Source organism: Providencia manganoxydans (genome assembly GCF_016618195.1).
GTDB classification, from domain to species: domain Bacteria; phylum Pseudomonadota; class Gammaproteobacteria; order Enterobacterales; family Enterobacteriaceae; genus Providencia; species Providencia manganoxydans.
Map to the genome: position 1 here is coordinate 1095822 of NZ_CP067099.1, position 20801 is coordinate 1116622.

A 20801-nucleotide genomic window follows, 5' to 3' on the forward strand; every position below is an offset into this window, starting at 1 on the left:
CAACGAATGGATGTAGCTATTACACTCAATCATTCAAAATGCAGTGAAATGGCCAATGAATACATTATCTATGACATCATAAATAGTGTGCTCAATGAAAATGAAAGTAGCCAACAGTACTGTGATTTTGGGGATGTGAGTATAAATTTTACTTCTACGCAAAGAGACTTTATCTTATCAGTCACTTTTTAATCGGAGAGTTGATTAGAGGTGATGTTACATTCCATCTCAACAATTCGTAATTTAGTTTCCAGCTTGAAATCGGGATAAATATGAGTAAAAGCACCGCTGAGATCCGTCAAGCGTTTCTCGACTTTTTTCATACGAAAGGTCACCAAGTGGTAAGTAGCAGTTCGCTAGTACCAAATAATGACCCAACATTATTGTTCACAAACGCAGGGATGAACCAGTTCAAAGATGTATTTCTTGGTCTGGATAAAAGAGCATATTCCCGAGCGACAACCGCACAAAGATGCGTGCGAGCAGGTGGTAAACATAACGATTTAGAAAACGTCGGCTATACTGCCCGTCACCACACTTTTTTTGAAATGCTTGGTAACTTCAGCTTTGGCGATTACTTTAAGCATGATGCAATCAATTTTGCATGGGAACTATTAACAGGGAAAGAATGGTTCAACCTGCCAAAAGAAAAATTGTGGGTCACTGTGTATGCAACTGATGATGAAGCTTATGAAATCTGGAACAAAGAAGTCGGTATTCCGGTAGAGCGCATCATTCGTATCGGTGATAATAAAGGCGCACCATACGCATCTGATAACTTCTGGCAGATGGGTGACACCGGTCCATGCGGTCCATGTACTGAGATTTTCTATGATCATGGCGATCATATCTGGGGTGGCCCTCCAGGAAGTGCTGAAGAAGATGGCGATCGTTATATTGAAATTTGGAACATTGTTTTCATGCAATTCAATCGCCAGTCAGATGGTACGATGGATCCATTACCAAAACCTTCTGTCGATACAGGCATGGGGCTAGAACGTATTGCAGCGGTATTGCAGCACGTTAATTCAAACTATGACATCGATATTTTCCGTGATTTGATCGCAGCTGCTGCGAGCGCAACAGGCTCTCAGGATCTGTCGAACAAATCATTGCGTGTTATTGCCGATCACATCCGTTCTTGTGCATTCCTGATTAGCGATGGGGTTATTCCATCAAATGAAGGTCGTGGTTATGTGCTACGTCGTATTATCCGTCGTGCTGTGCGCCATGGTTATATGCTGGGGGCAAAAGATACCTTTTTCTACAAGCTAGTGGCGCCATTAATTAAAGTGATGGGGGCTGCGGCGGATGAGCTTGCACGTCAACAAGCTATGGTTGAAAAAGTTCTTAAAACAGAAGAAGAACAGTTTGCACGTACATTAGAACGTGGTCTTCAATTGCTTGATGAAGAACTCGCAGTACTTAAGGGTGACACTTTAGATGGTGAGACGGCATTCCGTTTATATGATACTTATGGCTTCCCCATCGATTTAACTGCCGACGTGTGTCGTGAGCGTAATCTTAAGGTCGATGAAGAAGGCTTTGAGCGTGCAATGGAAGATCAGCGCCGCCGTGCGAGAGAGTCTAGTGGTTTTGGTACCGATTATAATTCATTAATCAAGGTCGAAAAACACAGTGAATTCTCTGGTTATGCTTATAATGAACAATTAGCCACCATTACTGCGCTTTATAAAGATGGCCAACCAGTTGATTCATTGAATGCTGGTGATGAAGGGTTGGTAATTTTAGATAAAACTGCATTTTATGCCGAATCAGGCGGTCAAGTCGGTGATACTGGCTTGTTACGTAATGATAGTGGTAGTTTTATTGTTACTGATACACAAAAGTATGGTCAAGCGATCGGTCATATTGGTAAAGTTGAGTCTGGCACATTAGTGATTAACCATCGTATTGATGCGAAAATTGATGTGGAAAGACGTGACGCTATTCGTCTTAACCACTCAGCAACACACTTATTGCATGCTGCACTGCGTCAAGTTCTTGGTGATCATGTGTCGCAGAAAGGTTCTTTAGTTAATGATAAATATCTCCGTTTCGATTTTTCACATTTCGAAGCGATGACAGCAGAACAGCTACGTCAGGTAGAAGATATCGTTAACGCACAAATTCGTAAGAATACGTCCATTGATACGGAACTTATGGATTTAGAGAGTGCGAAAGCTAAAGGTGCGATGGCATTGTTTGGTGAGAAATATGAAGAGCGCGTACGTGTTTTAAGTATGGGCGATTTCTCAATTGAGCTTTGTGGTGGTACTCATGCTAGCCGTACCGGTGATATCGGTTTATTCCGTATTTTGAGTGAGTCGGGAACCGCCGCAGGTGTTCGTCGTATTGAGGCAACAACAGGTGAATGCGCACTTGAAAGTGTTCACAGCCAATCCGAACAACTGAATGCGATTGCTCATCTCTTAAAAGGCGATATGAATAGCCTAGTTGAGAAAGTAAAATCTGCATTGGATAAATCTCGTCAATTAGAAAAAGAGATTTTGCAATTAAAAGATCAACAAGCATCTCAAGAAAGTGCTTCACTAAGTAGCCAAGCAAAAGATATCAAAGGCGCTAAATTACTTGTAAGCCAACTTAATAACACAGAGCCTAAGCTTTTGAGAACAATGGTTGATGACCTGAAAAATCAGTTGAAATCTGCGATTATCGTGCTTTCAACAACAAGTGGTGATAAAGTCAGTGTAATTGTTGGTGTAACAAATGATTTGACTGCTAAAATAAAAGCTGGTGATTTGATATCGTATGTTGCACAACAAGTAGGTGGTAAAGGTGGTGGTCGCCCAGATATGGCGCAAGCTGGGGGTACTGATGCTAGTGCATTACCAGCAGCTATGGCAAGCGTAGAAGAATGGGTGAGCTCACGGCTCTAAGCATATAGTGACGTTGCCTCATGCACCGTGAGGCAACTTTGCTTGTTGCAACATTGTTAATGTGTTGTGGGTAGTGTTATATTTTGTATGTATATAATTAAAATGATTGCCTTGATGGCATCGATGCTTTAGGTGTATATCATTGCTTTACGTTTTCACGGTGTGTGATGGACAATAGCGGGGGAAACCTAGAGACCCGACTCTTTATAATATTTCAAGGAGCAAAGAATGCTTATTCTGACTCGTCGAGTTGGTGAAACACTCATGATAGGCGATGAGGTAACAGTTACTGTACTGGGAGTAAAAGGCAATCAAGTTCGTATTGGTGTCAATGCCCCAAAAGAAGTTTCTGTTCACCGTGAAGAAATTTATCAACGGATCCAGGCCGAAAAGACTCAACCAGATAATCAATAATAATGAATAAGCGTCCAAATTTTGACCCACACAGCGAAAATGGACGCTTGTCTTTCATTGGAAAGCCAGCCGTATAATGAATTGTCATAATTATAGTGTGACTATTCATCAACTCAAATTTCGCATCGACGATATTCGTATCAATCCTTTCACTCATCATTTGAGCTGTTGCTAAATTTTAATTACCTGCTGTTTTTTTATGCTAGATGTGTTGTTCTGTTTTTGAGCAAGCATCACAGCAGAAATTGTTGCTTAATATGTTTAATTCTATGTGTTGCAATTTGGGGTGAGAAAGATATGCGCAGGGTAAATTTTTAGTGGCTAAAAAAAGAGTAAAATTAAGCCGTGATGAATGCGATTTTCGATGCTAAACTAATCATCTTGCTTGTGAAATGTGCAAACAGTCATTAGAAACCAAAAAGTTTGGAAAAATTGTTTGACTTCTAAGGTCAGGAAAGTAATATGTGCGCCACACAGAGACGAGATGTTGAAAAACAAATCGTGTGTGACTAAAAACGGTGAGGTGGCCGAGAGGCTGAAGGCGCTCCCCTGCTAAGGGAGTATGCGGTCAAAAGCTGCATCGAGGGTTCGAATCCCTCCCTCACCGCCATTTTAGATTGCTGCATCCGTAGCTCAGCTGGATAGAGTACTCGGCTACGAACCGAGCGGTCGGAGGTTCGAATCCTCCCGGATGCACCATATTTAACCCTGTGAGTGATACTGATGGGGTTTTGTTTTGGTTTTTAGCGACCAAAATATAGCAGTAACTGATGAAGTAGAGTTTGATATTGTAATGCATCCGTAGCTCAGCTGGATAGAGTACTCGGCTACGAACCGAGCGGTCGGAGGTTCGAATCCTCCCGGATGCACCATCTATTAGTGATATTCTCACATATCAAATATTCCCTTATTAAACAGTATTGCTAGTTATTGATTAACTCATATCAATAAAAGAATTATGCATCCGTAGCTCAGCTGGATAGAGTACTCGGCTACGAACCGAGCGGTCGGAGGTTCGAATCCTCCCGGATGCACCAGAACAAGAAGCTCCTCAATGAGGGGCTTTTTTTTCATCCTGAAGTTGACTATTCTTTATTATTTCAATACCCATTCAAGATAAACCACACATCTAGACAGCGACAATTTCCTTCATTTAAGCTAAAGTAAGCACCTTACTAAAATAAAATTACATCACAGGCGGGAGGTCGATTTGATCCCGGACGTATCTAAAGCGCTCTCATGGTTAGAGGCGCACCCTGAAGCACTGAATGGCATTCAGCGTGGTATTGAGCGTGAAACATTACGTGTTACTCCGAAAGGTTCTATTGCTGAAACTTTGCATTCGGAAGAATTGGGGAAAGCTTTAACACATAAATGGATCACGACAGATTTTGCTGAGCCCCTACTTGAGTTCATTACTCCTGTGGATAAAAGTATTGGACATAGTTTGGCTTTTCTTAGGGATTTGCACCGATATACAGCGCGTCATCTTCATAATGAAAGAATGTGGCCATTAAGCATGCCTTGTTTCATTGAAAATGAAGAGAAGATCACACTTGCACAGTATGGGGCATCGAATATTGGCCGCTTCAAAAATTTATATCGTGAAGGGTTAAAACACCGTTATGGTGCATTGATGCAGACTATTGCTGGTGTTCATTATAACTTCTCTTTGCCAATTGAGTTTTGGCAAGCGTGGGCGGGTGTTAAAGATGCTGAAAGTGGTAAAGCGCAAATCTCTGATGGTTATTTACGCCTAATCAGAAACTATTATCGTTTTGGTTGGGTTATCCCTTACTTATTTGGCGCTTCCCCTGCGATTTGTGGTTCATTCCTTAAGGATAGAAACACTAAATTAACTTTTGATAAGACTGAAAAAGGAACCTATTACTTACCGTATGCAACTTCATTACGAATGAGTGATTTAGGCTACACAAATAAGTCTCAGAGCGATTTAAACATCACGTTTAATGATTTAGATAGCTACGTAGCAGGTTTAAAGAAAGCGATTTACAAGCCGTCTGAGGAGTTTGCAGCGCTAGGGACTAAAAAAGACGGTAAATATATTCAGTTGAATACTAACGTGCTGCAAATTGAAAATGAATTGTATGCGCCTATCCGCCCGAAACGTGTGCCTAAAGGTGACGAATCACCGTCAGATGCGTTATTGCGTGGTGGTATCGAATACATTGAAGTTCGTGCTTTAGACATCAACCCTTTTAATGCGATTGGTGTTGATGAAACCCAGACTCGTTTCCTTGATCTATTTTTGATTTGGTGTGTGCTAGCTGATGCACCAGAAATGGATACTCAAGAATTAGACTGTAGCCGTAAAAACTGGAGTCGAGTGATCCTTGAGGGGCGTAAACCAGGCCAAGTCATTGGTATTGGCTGTGGTAGTGAAATGAAGCCTCTTGTTGAGGTGGGGCAGCAATTATTTAAGGATCTGATCCGTGTTGCTGAAGTGCTTGATACTTGTTGTGATGCTAAGTATCAAGAGGTATGCCATCAGTTTGTTTCAATGTTTGAAGATCCAAAATTAACCTACTCGGCGCTAGTTATGGATAAAATGCTTGAGCAAGGTATTGGTGGTTATGGTTTAGAGCTGGCAGAAAAATACTATCAAGAGCTAATTAGTGAACCTTATGAAGTGATCACTGAAGAGCAGTTTGAAGCCGCTCGGGTAGCTTCCATTGAAAAACAAGCTATGATTGAAAAAGAAGAGACTGAGAGTTTTGAAGATTACTTGCATAAGCACGCAGGTCGTTAAAAGAAAATGGCCACACTAGGTGGCCAAACAAAAATCTCTTAGAGAATTAGGGATGATAACAAATTTGCGCGTCTTTCATTAAGTAAGACTCGACGATTTCAAAATAGTTTCATTTTTTTCGCAAATAAAAAATAATTTTTTCAGGAGGTCAATAAATGCCGTTATTAGACAGTTTTACTGTAGATCACACGCGTATGGCTGCGCCTGCCGTCCGAGTCGCAAAAACCATGAAAACTCCAAATGGGGATACGATCACTGTATTCGATTTGCGCTTCACTGTGCCTAACAAAGAGGCTATGACGGAAAAAGGCACTCATACTCTTGAGCACTTATTTGCAGGTTTCATGCGTAACCATCTGAATGGCAATGGTGTCGAAATTATTGATATCTCGCCAATGGGCTGCCGTACAGGCTTTTATATGAGTTTGATTGGTCAACCTGATGAGCAGCGTGTTGCAGATGCATGGAAAGGTGCGATGCAAGATGTGTTAAAAGTGCAAGATCAAAATAAGATCCCTGAGCTAAATGTTTATCAGTGTGGAACATTTAAAATGCATTCATTGGAAGAAGCACAACAAATCGCTCGCAATGTATTGTCATCTGAGATCCTTATTAATAAAAATGAGGAGCTTGCATTACCAGCCGAAAAATTGACTGAGCTACATATCTAGCTCAGCATTTTTAAAACAAACTGCACCTAACCTATTATTTTAAAAGAGGAGGTGCGGTTTTTTATTGTTGTGTCATAACAGAAGCGGTTGTTGCAAGAGGGGTAATTTTAACTTGCTTAATGATGTTGTCGCTGATCAGCAATACTTCCACTAAATAATTACCAATCACAATTTGCTCTTGTAACTCAGGAATATCGCCAATAGCTTCTAATACCATACCATTTATGGTTCTTGGGCCATCAATTGGTAGGTGCCAATCAAACGCTTTATTCAGGTCACGAATATTTGCTGTACCATCAACTAAAACGCTACCGTCGCTTTGTGGTAAAACTTCTTCCGCTAATGAGGGTGACATTGAAGTCGTAAAGTCACCGACAATTTCTTCTAAAATATCCTCAACAGTAATTAGGCCTTGGATCTCGCCATATTCATCAACGATGATGCCAATTTTTTCTTTATTGTGTTGGAAATTAATTAGTTGGATACTTAACGGCGTGCTGTTAGGAATAAAATAAATATTATCAGCAGCCTTAATTAGGTTCTGTTTATTGAATTCGCGTTTTTCCATCATCATGCGATAGGCTTCGCGTACACGTAAAATACCAATAGCATCATCAAGAGAGTCACGATAGAGCACGATGCGACCGTGTGGTGAGTGTGTTAGCTGGCGAATGATAGACTTCCAGTCATCATTGACATCTATGCCGACAATTTCATTTCTTGGCAACATAATGTCACCCACGGTGACTTTCTCAAGATCCAATATGGAAATTAGCATGTCTTGGTTGCGGCGGCTGAGCTTGGCTTTTGATTCATTAACGATAGTTCTCAGCTCTTCTTTACTTACCGCGTCGCTACGAATAATCGGGGATTTTATACCGCATATCCGCATAAATAATAATGTGATTTTGTTGAAGGTCCAAACCACTGGGAGCATGATTTTTTGTAGTGGTTTTAAAATATAACTACTAGGAAAAGCAATTTTTTCTGGGTACAGGGCAGCTATGGTTTTAGGCATAACTTCAGCGAAAACGAGTATCACAAAGGTCAAAATACCAGTAGCAATAGCGACACCTGCGTTACCATACAAACGCATACCGATAATGGTCGCGAGTGATGAAGCAACTATGTTGATCAAGTTATTGCCGATCAAAATTAAGCTGATGAGTTTATCGGGATGCCTAAGTAACTTTTCAACACGTTTAGCTGAGCGATTACCTTGTTTGGCGAGGTGCTTTAGGCGATAGCGATTTAGCGTCATCATGCCTGTTTCTGAGGCTGAAAAATACGCAGACATCACGATCAAAACCACTAATATAATGATAAGCGTACCAGTAGATACGTGATCCAAAACTAGTTTCCTTATGCTATGTCGATAAGATTATTTTATTAGTTTTTTTGTTAAGGTACCATAACTTGCTGTATCAACCGATTACCGAAAAAAGCCATTGTAAGAATTAATGCCCCAGCAACATGGAAAAATAGAACTCGTTTACCTCTCCATCCGCCTTGGAAGTGACCCCACAGTAAAATAATATAAACGAACCAAGCAATAACAGATAACACAGACTTATGAATGTTTTCTTTATCAAAGATATTATCCATATAAATAAAGCCAGTGCATAAGGTTAAGGTGAGCAGAATGACACCGACTTGTGTGATATGGAACATTTTGCGTTCAACCACCATCATGGGAGGCATATCAGAACTGAACTTGAGTGTTTTATTTTTTAATTGGTAATCAATCAAGGCAACTTGGAAGGCATAAAGCGCAGCGATTAATAGTGTTGCATAACTGAGTAAAGCTAACCCAATATGGATAAATAAAGGAACGCTAGCTTCTAAGTGTGTAATAAATTCACCGGGCATAATTGTCGAAAGCATTAAATTAATAATCGCAAAGCTATAGACAATAGGAGTAAGGTACCAAGCCCTACCTTTGTATGCTACGACAGTCATAATGATACACATCAGCAAGCTGACTGCGGAACCCAAATTCAATAATGTGAGGTTTTGCCCTCCATCTCCACGAAAAATAAGTAACTTTAGCGTTATTGCATGTGTGATCAGTGCAATAACTGCCAATAAAAGGGCGAGCTGGCGATACATAGGCTGCTTACGAACCTGACCAGGAACAATCAGAGACAGGCTGAGCAGGTATGTACAAACTGCTATGACTGCAAATACGGGCATAGTATAGTGTCGTTATTCATTTTAAGTGGATAATGTTAAGTAGTATAACTCGTGCAGCTGTAGGCTCCAACCATTGGTCACATTAATAAGCCTCTTCTTAAATTGTTAACGATATCGAAGAGCCCTTTTTTTGATTTTACTCATCCTATTTAGATAGATAAGTAAATTGGAACGCTGGCCGACTAAATCAACCTTAAACAGGGTGAAGCGAAACCGCATCAGGTATGGTACACTACGGCAAAAAGTTTTGGCGTTGGTTTTATACTCGTCATACTTCAAGCTGCGGCGCTTTGCGTTAAGGTATATGCGTTAAGCTATAGTAGCTACTACTCGCTACTTGCCACATAGTTCTCTATGCTTCTAGCGATCAATTCATTCGTTGCTGCACGATGAATTATTTAGAGCATAGGTATTGGCGGTTATTTGCCTTTCTAAAAGATAAATAATAAAAAAGTTGCCTAAATTAGCCACTATGTACTTGCATTTTGCAGTATGAATAACCAAATCTAGCTTTGACAGTAGGCCCTTAAACAGAATTGAGCTAAGACATATGTTTGATAATTTAACTGACAGACTATCGCGCACTTTGCGCAACATCAGCGGGCGTGGTCGTCTGACTGACGATAATATTAAAGATACACTGCGTGAAGTTCGCATGGCTTTGCTGGAAGCAGACGTTGCTTTGCCCGTTGTCCGTGAATTTATTCAAAAAGTAAAAGACAGTGCCGTTGGCCAAGATGTCAATAAAAGTTTAACCCCGGGCCAAGAGTTCATCAAAATTGTTCAAAATGAACTCACAAATGCGATGGGGGAAGAGAACCATCAGTTAAATCTTTCTGCACAACCGCCTGCGGTTGTGCTTATGGCTGGTTTACAAGGTGCGGGTAAAACAACCAGTGTCGCTAAGCTAGGTAAACATTTAAAAGAGAAACAAAAGAAAAAAGTTTTAGTTGTTTCAGCTGACGTCTATCGCCCTGCGGCGATCAAACAGCTAGAGACATTAGCGCAGTCAGTTGGAATTGATTTCTTCCCATCTGATGCACAAGAAAAGCCTGCTGCTATCGTACAAAAAGCCTTAAAACATGCCCAATTGCAGTTTTATGATGTATTGCTGGTGGATACCGCGGGTCGCTTACACGTCGATGAAGCTATGATGGATGAAATTAAAGAAGTCCATCGTATTATCAATCCTGTCGAAACTCTGTTTGTTGTTGATGCAATGACGGGGCAGGATGCGGCGAATACAGCAAAAGCCTTTAATGAAGCCCTACCTTTAACTGGGGTCGTGCTGACTAAAGTGGATGGTGATGCACGCGGTGGTGCGGCTTTATCCATTCGTGCAATTACTGGTAAACCTATCAAGTTCTTAGGGGTAGGGGAAAAAACCGATGCACTGGAGCCATTCCACCCTGAGCGTGTAGCTTCACGTATTTTAGGCATGGGCGACGTATTATCGCTGATTGAAGAGATTGAACATAAAGTTGACCGTGACGAAGCGGAAAAACTGGCGAAAAAACTCAAAACGGGTGATAGTTTTGATTTAAATGATTTTCTCAATCAATTAAAGCAAATGCGCAACATGGGTGGCATGGCCAGTATGATGAGTAAGATCCCTGGTATGTCACAAGTTCCTGATGCTGTTAAGTCTCAGATGGATGATAAAATCACCATTCGTATGGAGGCGATTATCAACTCAATGACGCGCAAAGAACGAGAAAAACCTGAGATTATCAAAGGGTCTCGTAAGCGTCGTATTGCAGCGGGTTCAGGAACTAACGTGCAAGAAGTTAACCGTCTTTTGAAGCAGTTTGATGATATGCAACGCATGATGAAGAAGATGAAAAAAGGCGGTCTTGCTAAGATGATGCGTGGTATGAAAGGAATGATGCCACCGGGTTTTCCGGGGCGTTAAGTAATGAAGCTAGAAAGAATATGCACTTTTGATTGATTTTTGCGTCAAAGTGAGTAAAATTTTCGGGCTTTTTATATGACAACCGGACTCTATCCCTCGATGGAGTCTGGTTGTTTTATTAACTAATGAGGATGTTATGGTAACAATTCGTTTATCTCGTGGCGGCGCAAAAAAGCGTCCGTTCTACCAAATCGTTGTAACCGATAGCCGCAATGCGCGTGACGGTCGTTTTATCGAGCGTATCGGTTTCTTCAACCCAATCGCTTCAGGTCAAGCAGAAGAACTGCGTTTAGACTTAGATCGTATCGAGCACTGGGTTGGCCTGGGTGCAACTGTTTCTGACCGTGTTGCACAACTGGTCAAACAAGCTAAAAAAGCAGCTTAATCTGTCACGGTGGTAACAATGAGCAAGCAAGTAAATCTAGCGACACCTACTAATCCAATTGTTTTGGGTAAACTAGGCGCAGCATATGGAATTCGTGGTTGGCTCAAAGTTTTTTCGTCCACCGAACATGCTGAAAGTATTTTTGATTATCAACCTTGGTTTATTCAGCGTTCTGGTCAATGGCAACACATCGAACTGGAAGATTGGAAACACCACAACAAAGACATTATTGTTAAGCTCAAAGGGGTCGATGACCGCGATGAAGCTGCGCTCTTGACTAATTTTGAGATTGTTGTTGATTCAACGCAACTCCCTGAATTAGATAACAACGAGTACTACTGGAAAGACCTTATGGGTTGTCATGTAGTGACGTTGCAAGGGTACGACCTTGGTACCATCACTGATATGATGGAAACTGGGTCAAATGATGTGATTGTGATAAAGGCAAATCTAAAAGATGCATTTGGCATCAAGGAGCGGTTGGTTCCGTTTCTTGATGGGCAGGTTATCAAGAAAGTCGATCTCAAATCTAAACTGATTGAAGTTGATTGGGATCCTGGTTTTTAAATCTCCGGTTGAACGGTTTTTATGAGTGGGACTAAATCATGTGGATTGGTGTAATTAGCCTGTTTCCCGAAATGTTCCGCGCAATAACCGAGTACGGGGTAACTAGTCGGGCAGTGAAAAATGGCCTGATGTCTGTTGAATGCTGGAATCCGCGGGACTTTACCCACGATAGGCATAAAACAGTGGATGATCGTCCTTATGGCGGTGGTCCAGGCATGCTGATGATGGTGCAACCTTTAAAGGATGCTATCAACGCAGCAAAAGCTGAGGCGGGTGAAGGCGCGAAAGTGATTTATCTGTCACCTCAGGGGCGCAAACTCAGTCAAGACGGTGTTTGTGAGTTGGCAACGAATAAGAAGTTAATTCTTGTTTGTGGTCGATATGAAGGTATTGATGAACGGATCATTCAAACCGAAATTGACGAAGAATGGTCAATCGGTGATTACGTTCTCAGTGGTGGGGAACTCCCTGCTATGGTGTTGATAGATTCTGTATCTCGGTTTATACCTGGGGTGCTAGGTCATCAAGCTTCTGCGCAAGAAGACTCTTTTGCAGATGGTTTGTTAGATTGTCCACACTATACTCGCCCTGAAGTTTTAGACGGCATGCAAGTACCTGATGTTTTACTATCAGGTAATCATGCAAAGATAGATAGCTGGCGCATGAAGCAATCACTTGGCCGTACCTGGCTTAGAAGACCTGAGCTTCTGGAAAGCCTAGCTCTGACTGACGAGCAGAGGATGTTGCTAGCTGAATTTCAACGTGAATATCAGCTTGAGCAATAAGTGAATCCAGACAATTAAATTAATTGTCTAACATATATCAGTTTACCTAGGGTAAGAGAATTATTATGAGCAACATTATTAAACAACTTGAACAAGAGCAGATGAAGCAGGACGTACCTTCATTCCGTCAGGGTGATACTGTGGAAGTTAAGGTATGGGTCGTAGAAGGCTCTAAAAAACGTCTGCAGGCATTTGAGGGCGTGGTTATCGCTATTCGTAACCGCGGTCTGCACTCTGCATTCACTGTTCGTAAAATTTCTAACGGCGAAGGTGTTGAGCGCGTATTCCAAACTCACTCTCCAGTCGTAGATAGCATCGCTGTTAAACGTCGTGGTGCCGTTCGCAGAGCTAAACTGTACTACCTGCGTGAGCGTTCTGGTAAGGCAGCTCGTATTAAAGAGCGTCTGAACGCCAAGTAATACGCTTTCGCACATCCGAAAGTTATAGATAAGGCTCGTGCTGAGTAAGCACGAGCCTTTATATATCCGCATACTCATCATATTTCAAATCGCAGCGTTGTTGGCTGTATTCACTCGCGACTCATCACATACTCATATACGCTCCTAGCGTCTCACACCACCTAGCTACAGCTTGAACTGTCGCAGCGATCCTTTCTGCTGTTCATTAAGATATAATTAATTTTATTGGTTAAACTGATTTTTATTATCTAGATGTAAATATAAAATTACACTTATTGTGTTTTTGTGTGTTTTTTGAGCAGTTTAAAATGATTGATATGTAAATAATTTGTTTAATATTAATTATTTATATTTTTATTCATTTAAATTTACAGTATTGTAATTATTTTACATTAATGGATTGTAATCTTTACGTTGCGTGGTATGTTAGTCCTTAACGCACAAAAAATATATAAACAGTTAAGTAGGTAATAAAAATGATCATGCAAAAAGATGTACTCAATAATGTGAATATTCATGATGAACAGGTTTTAATTACACCTGAAGCTCTGAAACAGAAGTTTCCTCTGAGTAACAATAACCTGCATGCTATCGCGGCCTCACGTAAAACTATTGCTGATATTATTCATCAGCGTGACCCGCGCTTGCTCGTGGTATGTGGTCCTTGTTCTATTCATGATGTTGATGCGGCGATTGAATACGGTCAGCGTCTACAAAAACTTGCAGCTGAGCTGAATGACAGTTTATATATTGTGATGCGTGTTTATTTTGAAAAACCTCGTACAACCGTGGGTTGGAAAGGACTAATCAGCGATCCTGCGATGGATGGCTCATTTGATATGGAAACAGGCCTACATATTGCTCGTGATTTATTGACCAACTTGGTGAATATGGGGCTACCTTTGGCAACTGAGGCTTTAGATCCAAATAATCCACAATACTTAGGGGATCTATTTAGCTGGTCTGCAATCGGTGCAAGAACAACTGAATCACAAACTCACCGTGAGATGGCTTCAGGTTTATCAATGCCTGTTGGATTTAAAAATGGTACTGATGGTAGCTTATCTACTGCTATCAATGCGATGAAAGCTGCATCAATGCCACACAGATTTATGGGCATCAATCAGTCTGGCCAAGTTAGCTTGCTGCATACTAAAGGTAATGATAACGGGCACGTGATTTTACGTGGTGGTAAAACACCAAATTACAGCGCTGAAGATATTGCCGCTTGTGAAGCTGAAATGAAAAAAGCGGGGCTTGAACCGTCATTAATGGTGGATTGTAGCCACGGTAATTCAAATAAAGACTACCGTCGTCAGCCATTAGTTGTTGATTCAATCATTGAACAAATTACTAATGGAAATCAGTCAATAACGGGTATTATGTTAGAAAGCCATTTACATGAAGGTAATCAAACATCAGAACAACCACGTGATGCGATGAAATATGGTGTATCAGTCACTGATGCTTGCATTGATTGGGAAACAACAGAAGTGGTACTGCGCAAACTTCATCAAGCGTTATTACCTGTGCTTGAAGAGCGCGCAGAAAAATTTGAAATTGCGAGTTAATACAAGGTATAGGTATGTCTGTTGAATTATCTCATCTGAGAGATCAAATTGATGAAGTTGATAAATCATTATTAGATTTATTGGCTAAACGCTTACAGCTGGTAGCCGAAGTCGGTGAAGTTAAGAGTCAACATGGTTTACCGATTTATGTGCCTGAGCGGGAGTCAAGTATGTTGGCTGCCCGCCGCCAAGAGGCTGAGCGAATGGGGATCCCTGCTGATTTAATTGAAGATATACTTCGTCGTATTATGCGAGAATCCTACGCTCGTGAAAATGACAAAGGTTTTAAAACGCTAAAGCCAGATGCCGGCCCAATTGTGATTGTAGGTGGTGACGGTAAAATGGGGCGGTTATTTAACCGCTTACTAACGTTGTCAGGCTACCAAGTAAAAACATTAGGTGAGCAAGATTGGCCTCAAGCCACCTCTATTGTATCGGGTGCAAGCGTTGTCATTGTCAGTGTGCCAATACATACAACGGTAGAAATTATTCATAAGCTACCTAAATTAGATAAAGAAACGATCCTTATTGATATCGCATCAGTGAAGCGTCAGCCTCTTGAAGCGATGCTTGCGGTACATGAAGGTCCTGTCCTTGGTTTACACCCTATGTTTGGTCCTGATGTTGGTAGTGTTGCAAAACAAGTGTTTGCATTTTGCGACGGAAGAGATAGTGGTGCTTATCAGTGGTTTCTTGAACAGCTACAGGTTTGGGGGGCTCGCTTGAAAAAAATTACTGCGAACGACCACGATCGCAATATGAGCTTTATTCAGGCATTACGCCATTTCACCACCTTTACCTATGGTCAAAATTTAGCGGAGGAGCATGTAGATCTCCAGCAGTTGCTGGATCTATCATCTCCAATCTATCGTTTAGAGCTGGCTATGGTTGGGCGCTTATTTGCCCAAGATCCGCAGTTGTATGCGGATATTATTATGTCATCAGATGAAAATATTGAATTGATCCGCCGTTACTATCAATTATTTGGCGAATCGATTGAAATGCTGGAACGCAAGGATAAAGCTGAATTTATACAGCAATTTAATAAAGTCAGTGAGTGGTTTGGTGAAGATGCTCACCACTTCATGAAGGAAAGTCAGTCTCTATTGCAAAGAGCTAACGATAATCGTAAATAATACTTGTTATAGCCCCAATTGGGGCTATATTTTTGATACTTCAAGTTGCAGTACTTTTCGTTAAGATGTAAATAACGCATTCACTAATTGTCTAACGGCACCTACCAATATGTAGAGGATATATTTCCCTACAAAATCGTACGAAGCAAATTATTAAGCCATCACGCTCTTTTTTACTATGTGCATGTGATTTTACTTATTACTGCATTCCATAACTTAACATACCAATAAATATACTAATGTTAGTGACTAACTCTCTATTAGCTCCAGTTAATTGGTTTATAGGTTGAACATTTTAAAATTGAGCGATTTTGATAATAAAGTTAGTTGATTATTTACCGATATTAATGCCCATGAAATGATTAATTGGTCGGTGAGGAATCTATGTCCCTGAAGGATATGAAAATTGGTGTAAAACTATCGATTGCATTCGCTTTCTTTATTTTACTTATGTTATTGAGTTCAACATTTTCTCTAATCAGTTTAAATAGAGCGAATGATGGAATTCAGACGGTTATTTATAAAGATTATCCAATGACTGTTAAGGCTAATCAGCTAATGGATAATTTTTATTCTTATATTGGCATACAAGAGTTAATTTTACTGGATGATAGAGACAGTGAAAGACGTCGAAACGAACTAAGCAAAATCAGTGAGAATGTGGCACAGCTGTTGAAGGAGCTTGATGATCATGCAACAGATCAACAGTCTATTAGCGTACTTGAACAGATCTATGATGTTCGCGATCGTTTTCTTCAATCCCAATCTCGTTTGAATCGCTTTTTAGCCAATAATGATCGCCGTGCAGCTATTGATGAAATGATGAATAAAACATCGGCTATTCAACGTGAATATCGTGAAAAAGTACAAAACTTTATTGAGGTACAAAATCACAAAATGCAGCAAGCGGGCATTGTTGTTAATGATGAATACAATTTTAATAAATATTTCTTAATTATATTAGCGCTGATTAGTATTGCGCTTGGTTGTGTGATTGGCTGGTTTATGACCCGATCAATTACTCGCCCACTTGGAAAAGCGGTAGCTTTTGCTCAAGCCATCGCTGAAGGTGATTTAACGCAACATGTAGAAATCAAATATCGTGATGAAACCGGTATATTACTTCAAGCATTGTTGGAAATGAAAAAACGTTTATTGGAGATTGTGCTGGAAGTCCAAAATGGGTCAGAAAGTATTTCTGCGGCGGCGGGGCAAATTGTTGCTGGCAACCAAAATCTCGCAGCAAGAACAGAGGAGCAAGCAACCTCTGTCGAAGAGACGGCGAGTTCGATGGAACAGATCACATCAACAGTACAAAATACGGCTGAACACACCCATCAAGCCACCCAGCTTGCTGCTGATACTGCACTAGTCGTTACGAATAATGGCAAAATGATGAATCGAGTGACTGATAAAATGCGTGCTATTAATGCATCATCAAGTCAAATGACTGATATTATTAATTTAATCGATTCTATAGCCTTTCAAACTAATATCCTCGCATTGAATGCCTCTGTTGAGGCTGCTAGGGCGGGCGAGCATGGACGTGGTTTCGCTGTTGTTGCGGGAGAGGTTCGACTCTTAGCACAAAAAAGTGCTAATTCAGCTAATGATATTAGAGTATTAATTGAAAATTCACTCACAGAAACGAAAGAGGGGATGGAGTTAGTTGAAAATGTGGAAACGCAAATTCATGGTATGGTCAAAAATGTTGAAGAGATGGATAAACGTTTGCAAGAAATAGGACAAGCTAGCCATGAGCAAAGTGCAGGGATCTTGCAAATTAATAGTGCTGTAGGGCAATTAGATGCCACAACACAACAAAATGCCAGCTTGGTTGAGCAATCTGTTGCTGCCGCTGGAGCATTGGAGCAGCAAGCCTTACACCTTAAACAGCTAGTTAATTATTTTCGTGTTGACCTTTCAATGCATTAATTGAAAGTTTGATATCAATAAAAGCCAGTTAGTCAATTACTGGCTTTTATGTACCAAGATCTAAGGGGTAATTTTTTCAGGCTCAACAGGAACAATATTTTCTGATGGGTAACAACCTAAAATTTTAATTGAGCGTGTAATGGTCGATAGATCTTTGAGTGCTTGTTGCATATTTTCGGTGCGAAGGTTGGAGTGCACATCAATATAAAACATCTCTTCCCATGGCTTACCATTAATAGGGCGTGATTCAAGCTTGCTCATGATGATCTTATTATTTTTTAAGATAACTAACGCATCTACCAGAGCCCCTGCTTGTTGACCTGTGGTAATCAGTAGTGTCGTTTTCGCAGGGACTTGCTCAGTAACTTCAATTGCTTGTGGAGCAACAACAATAAACCGAGTCATATTAATTTGCTGGTTGGCTAAGTTATGCTCTAGAACTTGTAAATTATAGAGCGCACCGCCTGCTTCGCTGCCAAATGCTGCAACATTTGGTGAATTTTGTTGAGCCACTTTTTGCATTGCTGTTGAGGTGCTGTCGCAATACTCGATTTTCCAATGAGGATATTGTGAGAGATATTGGCTGCATTGTTGGAACGGTTGAGGATGACTATAAACTGTATCTATTTTGCTAAGATCTGTATCACAGGATGTTAGCAAGCAATGGTTAATCGGTAAGCGGATTTCACCGACAATCGATAATGTGGTGTTTTGTAATAGGTCATAAACATCATTGATTGCCCCTGAACTGGTATTTTCAATCGGTAAAATACCATAGTCAGCTTGACCGCTTTCAACAAGAGAAAATATATCTTGGAATTTATGGCAGCTGCACTCAACAAGTTGGTCAAAGTGTCTAGCTGAATATTGACGGGCTGCGATGTGTGAGTAGGAGCCTTTAGGACCTAAAAATGCAAATCGTGCTGAATCACTGGGTGTTAGATTGAGATGTTGCTGTAGGATAGCTTGTTGTGTAAGAACCGAATCCTCGATGATCATTTGAAATAGTCGGGTGACATAAAAACCGTCTAAGCCTAGCGGTTTTGCTTTGTCGATCAAAACATCCAATAATTGGCGCTCGCGTTCTTTATCTCGTATTGGGCGGTTATCTTCTAGCTTTGTTTGTGCGACTTCAACGGCATAGCCGCGTCTCTTAGCCAGTAGGCCAAGAAGTTCACTGTCCAATTGGCTGATTTTTTCACGTACTTTCAGTAAATTAGTGCTGTTATCCATCCTACCTACCCTTAAAACATCAGTGAATAAAAAAAGCCCCTATTTAGAGGGGCTTTAAATCTTGTCTTCTTTTATTTCTCGAACGACAAAAGCCCCTTAGTAGGAGTTGCTAAAGAAAGAAAAGAAACCAAGATTCATATTCATAATTAATACCATAATTGCAGAGTGTTCTCTTAAATAGAACTGATAGTTAACTGGATGTCAACAAAAAAGAAGTTGTACCATCAAAAAACGCGCCCATGATGAGCGCGTTGGAAAGGTTTCAAGATAAGTTTGTAGATAATATAAAATTATAACGTAACAAGGTTCGCTTCTTTTACACTATTGTTGGCCCTTCTTGATTCTCCTTTGTGTTGTGCTTTATTGAGTTGTCTTTCGAGTTTGTTAATTAATTCATTGATTGCGACATACATATCTTCATGTTTGGCGCTTGCAACCAGTTTACCTGTGGCTGTTTTAATATTGGCATCCACCATAAAGCCTTGTGGTTCTTTCGATAATACAACATGAGTATTAATCAAAGAAACTTGCCATTTGTCGAGTTTAGTCAGACGGCTCTCAATGTGATCTCGGATAGCGGGGGTAATATCCATTTGTTTGCTAGTTATGTTCACTATCATATAGTTACCTCTCATTGTTTCCGTCTTCGATGTACTCAGAATAGCGACTATTTAGTTTAAAAAATTGACCTAGATCACACTTGATACATGCAGTCCATTCTCACCATCTGAACTGTGATTTGGTATAAAAAAGTAGGGGAAAGAGATTGCCAAGTTTGAGTTCTTGAGCCAAACTGAAAAAGTTGACTATCAATACGGTTAATAGTCGGTACTGTCTTTGGGCTAAAATTTGATATATGAGTAAATAGTAGAAAATAGCCTGAAAAATCAATATATACTCGTCATACTGCAAGTTGCAGCGCTTTACGTTGAGGTATAACAACTACGCTCATTCGCACCACTTACCCACCAGTCATACCAGTCATATAGTTTTCTATGCTCCTAGTGACTCATTCGCTTGTCGCCTAGCTGCACCTCGAATTATTTAGAGCATAGTGATATTTAATCTATCTTGGATTTCCATAAAAAAACAGCAGCCGAAGCTGCTGTTTCTCAATTCTACAGCTTGATTAATTACTATTAGCGGCAATCAAGTTTGCAACTTTATTTGCTTCCGCGTTAAGCCCCATTTGATTGTAAGCTATCTCCATGTATTTTAATGCTTTTCTTGTGGCATCAGTATCTGGGTAGTCTCTTAACATTTGTTGAACTCGATTGACAACCGCGACATAGGCACCACGTTTGTTGTAATATTCAACGACGGAGAGGTCAAATCGCGCTAAACGATCTTTTAAATAGATAAGACGTTTGCTGGAATCGTTAGCATAGAGGCTGTTAGGATAGTAACGAACCAATTGGCTAAAGTCCTTAAAGGCGACTCGTGCGTGTTGAGGATCTCTATCTGAGCGGTCAATACCAAAGAAACCTTGCAATGCACTATCATCAAGTGCCATTGCAGTCAAACCACGCATATAGAGCACATAGTCAATATTTGGGTGGGTTGGGTTTAGACGCATAAAGCGGTCAATTGCAGCTATCGCCATTGGTAGTTCAGCTGATTTATAATAAGCATAAATCAGATCTAATTGTACCTGCTGGGCATATGGGCCAAATGGATAGCGGTTATCCAACGCTTCCAATTGCTTGATGGCCGCTTTGTAGTTACCATCCTGCAACTTTTGCTGGCCAACACTGTACATTTCAGCCGGGGTGCTATCAGGGCTGATTTCATTATTGCTGGAGCATCCGGTGAGTACCAGGCTCAACGTGGCGGCAGCCACCAGATATTTCATACGTATCATCACGTGTTGGTTATCCTCTGAGTGTTTCGAGGGAGACTATCCGTAAGGC

17 protein-coding genes, 4 tRNA genes and 1 other annotated feature are annotated in these 20801 nt (G+C 40.6%); of the genes, 16 read left to right on the forward strand and 5 right to left on the reverse strand.

Going from position 1 to position 20801, the window contains the following annotated elements; translation table 11 throughout:
• The first annotated feature begins 272 nt into the window (after positions 1 to 272).
• The 8 genes from alaS (at position 273) to luxS (ending at position 6755) form a co-directional block, all read left to right on the forward strand.
• Positions 273 to 2900: an alanine--tRNA ligase gene (gene alaS, locus JI723_RS04810; RefSeq protein ID WP_272580301.1), complete on the forward strand. Its 2628-nt coding sequence runs from the start codon at positions 273 to 275 to the stop codon at positions 2898 to 2900.
• A gap of 228 nt (positions 2901 to 3128) precedes the next feature.
• Positions 3129 to 3314 (forward strand): carbon storage regulator CsrA, encoded by a 186-nt coding sequence (gene csrA / locus JI723_RS04815; RefSeq protein ID WP_004264815.1) that lies wholly within the window; start codon positions 3129 to 3131, stop codon positions 3312 to 3314.
• Between the two features lie 517 nt (positions 3315 to 3831).
• Positions 3832 to 3924, forward strand: a tRNA-Ser gene (locus JI723_RS04820).
• Positions 3925 to 3936: 12 nt separating this feature from the next.
• Positions 3937 to 4013, forward strand: a tRNA-Arg gene (locus JI723_RS04825).
• 96 nt (positions 4014 to 4109) lie between these two features.
• A tRNA-Arg gene (locus tag JI723_RS04830) sits at positions 4110 to 4186 on the forward strand.
• Between the two features lie 88 nt (positions 4187 to 4274).
• Positions 4275 to 4351: transfer RNA gene (locus tag JI723_RS04835), tRNA-Arg, on the forward strand.
• Positions 4352 to 4524: 173 nt separating this feature from the next.
• On the forward strand, positions 4525 to 6084 hold the full coding sequence (gshA, locus tag JI723_RS04840; RefSeq protein WP_272580300.1) for a glutamate--cysteine ligase: 1560 nt from the start codon (positions 4525 to 4527) through the stop codon (positions 6082 to 6084).
• A 155-nt stretch (positions 6085 to 6239) separates the two neighbouring features.
• On the forward strand, positions 6240 to 6755 hold the full coding sequence (gene luxS, locus JI723_RS04845; protein ID WP_319066696.1) for an S-ribosylhomocysteine lyase: 516 nt from the start codon (positions 6240 to 6242) through the stop codon (positions 6753 to 6755).
• 61 nt (positions 6756 to 6816) lie between these two features.
• Here the strand turns inward: luxS and JI723_RS04850 are convergent, their stop codons facing one another.
• Positions 6817 to 8106 carry a CNNM domain-containing protein gene (locus tag JI723_RS04850; RefSeq protein ID WP_070926494.1) on the reverse strand — a complete coding sequence of 430 codons (1290 nt, stop codon included), beginning with the start codon at positions 8104 to 8106 and terminating at the stop codon, positions 6817 to 6819.
• 50 nt (positions 8107 to 8156) lie between these two features.
• Complete coding sequence (locus JI723_RS04855; RefSeq protein ID WP_070926492.1) at positions 8157 to 8948, reverse strand: cytochrome C assembly family protein; 792 nt, start codon at positions 8946 to 8948, stop codon at positions 8157 to 8159.
• Between the two features lie 550 nt (positions 8949 to 9498).
• On the opposite strand from JI723_RS04855, the gene ffh reads away from it, so the two are divergent.
• The 8 genes from ffh to JI723_RS04895 all read left to right on the forward strand — a co-directional run bounded on the left by ffh (position 9499) and on the right by JI723_RS04895 (position 17658).
• Positions 9499 to 10860: a signal recognition particle protein gene (gene ffh / locus JI723_RS04860; RefSeq protein WP_070926489.1), complete on the forward strand. Its 1362-nt coding sequence runs from the start codon at positions 9499 to 9501 to the stop codon at positions 10858 to 10860.
• 136 nt (positions 10861 to 10996) lie between these two features.
• The gene (rpsP, locus tag JI723_RS04865) at positions 10997 to 11245 is read left to right on the forward strand and encodes a 30S ribosomal protein S16 (RefSeq protein ID WP_140181997.1); all 249 of its coding nucleotides are present in this window, start codon (positions 10997 to 10999) and stop codon (positions 11243 to 11245) included.
• An 18-nt stretch (positions 11246 to 11263) separates the two neighbouring features.
• Positions 11264 to 11812 (forward strand): ribosome maturation factor RimM, encoded by a 549-nt coding sequence (gene rimM / locus JI723_RS04870; protein ID WP_070926485.1) that lies wholly within the window; start codon positions 11264 to 11266, stop codon positions 11810 to 11812.
• Between the two features lie 38 nt (positions 11813 to 11850).
• Positions 11851 to 12597: a tRNA (guanosine(37)-N1)-methyltransferase TrmD gene (gene trmD / locus JI723_RS04875; RefSeq protein WP_070926483.1), complete on the forward strand. Its 747-nt coding sequence runs from the start codon at positions 11851 to 11853 to the stop codon at positions 12595 to 12597.
• Between the two features lie 65 nt (positions 12598 to 12662).
• Positions 12663 to 13016 carry a 50S ribosomal protein L19 gene (rplS, locus tag JI723_RS04880; protein ID WP_004914006.1) on the forward strand — a complete coding sequence of 118 codons (354 nt, stop codon included), beginning with the start codon at positions 12663 to 12665 and terminating at the stop codon, positions 13014 to 13016.
• 476 nt (positions 13017 to 13492) lie between these two features.
• Positions 13493 to 14587, forward strand: a complete 1095-nt coding sequence (locus tag JI723_RS04885) for a 3-deoxy-7-phosphoheptulonate synthase (RefSeq protein ID WP_070926482.1) — start codon at positions 13493 to 13495, stop codon at positions 14585 to 14587.
• Between the two features lie 14 nt (positions 14588 to 14601).
• Entirely contained in the window at positions 14602 to 15723 is a 1122-nt protein-coding gene (tyrA, locus tag JI723_RS04890; protein WP_140181995.1) for a bifunctional chorismate mutase/prephenate dehydrogenase, read from the forward strand.
• A 384-nt stretch (positions 15724 to 16107) separates the two neighbouring features.
• Entirely contained in the window at positions 16108 to 17658 is a 1551-nt protein-coding gene (locus tag JI723_RS04895) for a methyl-accepting chemotaxis protein (protein ID WP_070926480.1), read from the forward strand.
• Positions 17659 to 17718: 60 nt separating this feature from the next.
• On the opposite strand, the gene pheA is transcribed toward JI723_RS04895, so the two are convergent.
• From pheA to bamD, 3 genes are all read right to left on the reverse strand, one after another.
• Positions 17719 to 18891, reverse strand: a complete 1173-nt coding sequence (gene pheA, locus JI723_RS04900; RefSeq protein ID WP_337979811.1) for a bifunctional chorismate mutase/prephenate dehydratase — start codon at positions 18889 to 18891, stop codon at positions 17719 to 17721.
• Positions 18892 to 18917: 26 nt separating this feature from the next.
• Positions 18918 to 19039 (reverse strand) — a sequence feature (Phe leader region).
• A 142-nt stretch (positions 19040 to 19181) separates the two neighbouring features.
• A complete protein-coding gene (gene raiA / locus JI723_RS04905; protein WP_272580297.1) occupies positions 19182 to 19511 on the reverse strand; it encodes a ribosome-associated translation inhibitor RaiA in 330 nt (109 codons plus the stop codon).
• 509 nt (positions 19512 to 20020) lie between these two features.
• Complete coding sequence (gene bamD / locus JI723_RS04910; RefSeq protein WP_070926474.1) at positions 20021 to 20752, reverse strand: outer membrane protein assembly factor BamD; 732 nt, start codon at positions 20750 to 20752, stop codon at positions 20021 to 20023.
• Positions 20753 to 20801 lie beyond the last annotated feature (49 nt).